Genomic DNA, 4,645 nt, shown 5'->3' with positions numbered 1-4,645 from the left:
ATGTTCATGGACATCGTCTCCGTGATCCTCATCAGCACGCCGCTCTTGCTGCCCATGGTCCAGAACATGGGCTACAGCCCCCTGTGGTACGGCATCATCGTGGGCATCACCTGCGAAATGGCCGTCATCACCCCGCCCATCGGATTGAACCTCTACGCCATCAAGGGCATAGCGCCGGACAACATAAGCATCCAGGACATCATCCGCGCCGCCTTCCCCTTCGTGTTCGTGGAGTTGGTGGGACTGGTGATCTTCATCGCCTTCCCGGACCTGTGCCTGTGGCTGCCCAACCACATGTAGCCGCGAGGACCAAGGAAACAACATGACTACCCCAATGACCATGTCCCAGAAGATCCTGGCCCGCCACGCGGGCCTGGATCACGTGGACCCGGGCCAGATAGTGCAGGCCCAGGTGGACTTCGCCTTCACCAACGACATCATGATCCCCGTGGTGGCCGACGCCTTCGAGCGCATCGGCGCGGGCAAGGTCTTCGACACCGAAAGGATCGGCCTGTTCCCGGACCACTTCACGCCCAACAAGGACATCAAGTCCGCGCACAACTCCCGCCTGCTGCGGGAATTCGCCAAGAAATACGGCATACGCCACTACTACGAAGTGGGCCGCGTGGGCATCGAACACAGCTTCGTGGTGGAGCAGGGCCTGGCCGCGCCCGGCGAGATCGTCATCGGCTCGGACAGCCACACCTGCACGGCCGGGGCGCTGGGCGCCTTCGCCTCGGGCGTGGGCAGCACGGACCTGGCCGCCATCATGGCCACGGGCCGCATCTGGCTGCGCGTACCCGAGACTACCAAGTTCGTGTTCCACGGCCGCCTGGGCCCTTGGATCGGCGGCAAGGACCTGATCCTGCACACCATCGGGAAGATCGGCGTGGACGGGGCCAACTACCAGGCCATGGAGTTCTGCGGCGAAGCCCTGCAGGACCTGGGCATGGCCGGGCGCTTCACCATGTGCAACATGGCCATCGAGGCCGGGGCCAAGACCGGCCTCATGCCCTACGACAAGGTGGCCGAGGAGTACCTGAGCGGCGGCGCCGCGCGCCCGTTCACCCCCGCCACGGCCGACCCGGACGCGCCCTACGCCGCGGTGCACGAATGGGACGTGAGCGGCCTGCCGCCCCTGGTGGCCTGCCCGCATTTGCCCGAGAACGTCCGGCCCGTGTCCCAGCTCACGGACGTGTCCCTGGACCAAGTGGTCATCGGCGGCTGCACCAACGGCTGCCTGGAAGACCTGCGCGTAGCCGCGAGCATCCTCAAGGGCCGCACGATCGACCCGGGGGTGCGCTGCATCATCCTGCCCGGCACGCAGAACATCTATCGCCAGGCCATGCGCTCCGGGCTGATGGAAATCTTCGTGGACGCCGGGGCCTTTGTCAGCGGCCCCACCTGCGGCCCCTGCCTGGGCGGGCACATGGGCATCCTGGACGCCGGCGAACGCGCCCTGTCCACCACCAACCGCAACTTCGTGGGGCGCATGGGCCATCCCAAGAGCGAGGTCTACCTCGCCGGCCCCGCCGTGGCCGCGGCGTCGGCCGTGCTCGGGCGCATCGCGCACCCGTCCGAAGTCGATATTTCCCAAAAGAGGTAACCATGTCCGTTTTGCAAGGAAACACCTGGATCTTCGGCGACAATGTGGACACCGACGTGATCATCCCCGCGCGGTTTATGAATGACTCGAGTCCGGAACATCTGGGAAAGCATTGCATGGCGGACATTTCCCCGGGCTTCGCCAAGGAGACGAAGCCCGGGGACATCCTCGTGGCCGGGCGCAACTTCGGCTGCGGGTCCTCCCGGGAACACGCGCCCATCGCCCTCATCGCGGCGGGAATCTCCTGCGTGGTGGCGGCGAGCTTCGCGCGCATCTTCTACCGCAACGCCTTCAACATGGGCCTGCCCATCCTGGAATGCCCCGAAGCCCACGAAAACCTCAAGCAAGGCGACGCCCTGGAGCTGGACCTGGCGGCGGGCCTCGTGAAATGCCCCGGACGCGGGCTGTCCTTCACCAGCCGTCCGGTGCCCGAGTTCATGCGCGACCTGGTGGCGCAAGGGGGGCTCATCCCCTACGTGCGCTCCCAATTGGCTCTTTCGGACTGATACTCACCACCCTCTGAGCGTTCGGCCGGACGCCCCGGGCCAGTTTTCTGGACCGTCCCGGGGCCCGGCCGAGCCATCCGCTCACCCTCCATGTGCTGTGGGCCCGGGAATCCTTCCCGGGCCCCTCAGTTTTTTGAGGGGGGCGGGGAGGCGTGGTGGGCGGTTCTGGTTGCGACACTCTTATCTGTCGTTGCGCAAAACCAATTGTGCCCTCCCTCCCCACCCGCCGCGTTCCCTCGCGGGCAGGGCGTTCGTTTGTCGGGAGTGTTGGGGGAGGCGGCGCGGCCGCGCCCCAGGCGGGTGCGGAGGGCTTCGCTTCGGGGCTTGGGGAGTCGGTGGGACAGCATCGTAAATAGTACGGCACCATGGGGCCAAGTATGCTTTCAGCCAATACCCCCCGCCCCATTGTCAGGTAGGATTCTTCTTCCCCTCCTCCTGTCGCGTTCTCGGACGGGAAGGCTCTGTAGCAATGCCCGGCGCGTGGCGCGGGAGAGGCTCGCGACCGCCTGGATTTGTCCCGCCCCTGCGGCGAAGCCGCGCGGCGGGGGAAATCCTTCGAAGGGAGCGCGCCTCTCCCGCGTCTCGCGCCCGCAGCACTACACACCCTCCCCCACCCCCCCTCATACCTGTTACGGAACGCGGCGGGAGGGCGGGAGGGCACGTTTGGTTTTGCGCCACGGCTCTTCTCTCTCCCCCACACGATCACCCCAACCCCAGTCTCCGCTTGCACTCCGACCAGCTTTGATTTAGGCTGCATATATTAACGGTTATTGAGTTTTTCATAGCTTGCTGCGTCAAGTTGATTTCGGACCCTCGGCCGGACCTCGCACGGAGGCGACCCTCCACACGGGAGATTCCAACGTGAAAATGGCTATTCCACAGAAACGAATTATGCGCTCTCCGCACATTCCCGCAGGCATCGACGCCCGCGATTTCGCTTACGCCGGACCGTCCGCGTCCGCGTTCCAGGGCCTTACCGAGCCCACCCTCTCCCTATCTCTCCTAGTACTACCTTACCTAGCCGCCTAGCTTAGGCTCCGGGCCAGCAATCCGGACCGATCGAGGCGCATCGCTTCGGTCGGGCTTTCTTGTATTGTATTCCCGGTCCACGGCGTCGGTCGCCGTAGGCCTCCACGTACCGCCACACACGCCGCGCTAAAGGCGCGGCCAACAGAAATGAGGATGTCATGCGACAGAAATCTCTGCCCATTCTTCTCGCATCCGTGTTCGCCGTGATGATTTGCCTTGCCGCCGCGCATCAGGCCAAGGCGGAAAAAACCTTCAATCTCACCTACTCGACCTATTTCACGCCCAAATACACCCTGCTTGTCGAACCCATGCAGAACTTCGCCAAGAACGTGGCGGAGCGCACGAACGGCAACGTCAAGATCGAGCTCTACCTCGGGGCCCAGCTCTACAAGGCCAAGGAAGAGATCCCCGCCTGCGAGCGCGGCGACATCGACATGACCTCGCCCCTGGACACCTACAGCTCGGGCATCATCCCGGCCATGGGCATCGGCGGCCTGCCGTTCCTGTTCAAGGACGCCGCCACCATCCAGAAGGCCCTGCACGAGGGGCTCTGGGACCTGGGCGTGAAGGATGAGCTGCTCAAGCACAACCTCGTGCTCCTGGGCGCGGCCAGCGTGGGCGGCTACCAGGTCTACTCCAAGGATCCCGTGACCAAGCCCGAGGACTTCAAGGGCAAGCTCTGGGGCGTGTCCGGCAGCACCGCCAGCAAAATCTGCGAGGCCATGGGCGGCTCCCCCACCACGCTCAGCTCCGGCGAGCTCTACCTGGCCCTGCAGCGCGGCCTCATCGACGGCTGCACCCGCCCCCTGCTCACCGGCGCCGGCCGCAAGCTGGACGAGGTGGTCAAGCATCTGACCGTGGCCAACATGTACTATTGCAACTCGTTCTTGGTCATCAACAAGACCGTCTGGGACACCATGCCCAAGGCGTACCAGGACGTGCTGATGGAATGCGCGGCCGTGCGCGACGCCGAGACCCTGAAGCGCCTCCAGGAATTCGAGAACGGCGTGATCAAGCAGTACAGGGACAAGGGCATGACGGTCCACACCCTCTCTGACGCCGAGTTCAAGGCCTTCGCCGACGTGGTCGCCCCTGTCAACGACTGGTGGCTGTCCCAGGTCCCCAACGGCAAGGCCTACATCGACTTCGCCAAGAAATACCGCTAGCACCAAAAGGCGTTCAGCCTGAATCCACGAGGCCGGGCGCGGCGGGCATGTCCCGCCGCGCCCGGCCCGGCACTATCCGACGCCGCCCCCCGGGGGAGGCGTCCCGAAAAGAGCATTGCAAGGAACCCCATGAATCAAGCCGCACAATCCTTCATCCGAGCAGTGGACAGGCTCTCCCGCTTCGCCGAGATCCTCACGGAAATCGGCCTGGTGGCCCTGATGCTCATGGTCTTCAAGGAAGTCATCTGGCGTTACATCCTGGACCATCCGAGCACCTACAGCGTGGAGGTCAGCGAATACATCCTGATCTTCATGACCTTCATGGCCGCGGCCTGGGT

General features: G+C 64.5%; 5 protein-coding genes. All 5 read left to right on the top strand.

All coding sequences use genetic code 11. The features are described 5' to 3' along the window. On the top strand, positions 1-300 hold a 300-nt coding region (locus ACYYG1_RS17245; protein ID WP_461211570.1), incomplete at its 5' end, for a TRAP transporter large permease subunit. 22 nt (positions 301-322) lie between these two features. Continuing rightward, positions 323-1,606: a 3-isopropylmalate dehydratase large subunit gene (gene leuC / locus ACYYG1_RS17240; protein WP_461211569.1), complete on the top strand. Its 1,284-nt coding sequence runs from the start codon at positions 323-325 to the stop codon at positions 1,604-1,606. Positions 1,607-1,608: 2 nt separating this feature from the next. Continuing rightward, positions 1,609-2,112 (top strand): 3-isopropylmalate dehydratase small subunit, encoded by a 504-nt coding sequence (locus ACYYG1_RS17235; protein WP_461211568.1) that lies wholly within the window; start codon positions 1,609-1,611, stop codon positions 2,110-2,112. A 1,187-nt stretch (positions 2,113-3,299) separates the two neighbouring features. Next, a complete protein-coding gene (locus ACYYG1_RS17230; protein WP_461211567.1) occupies positions 3,300-4,307 on the top strand; it encodes a TRAP transporter substrate-binding protein in 1,008 nt (335 codons plus the stop codon). A 129-nt stretch (positions 4,308-4,436) separates the two neighbouring features. Next, the coding region (locus ACYYG1_RS17225) for a TRAP transporter small permease (protein ID WP_461211566.1) at positions 4,437-4,645 on the top strand (209 nt) is incomplete at its 3' end.

The organism is Desulfocurvus sp. DL1XJH-121 (assembly GCF_054819825.1).
Note: the sequence above shows the minus strand (reverse complement) of the source record. Positions and strands in the feature narration are given on the sequence as shown.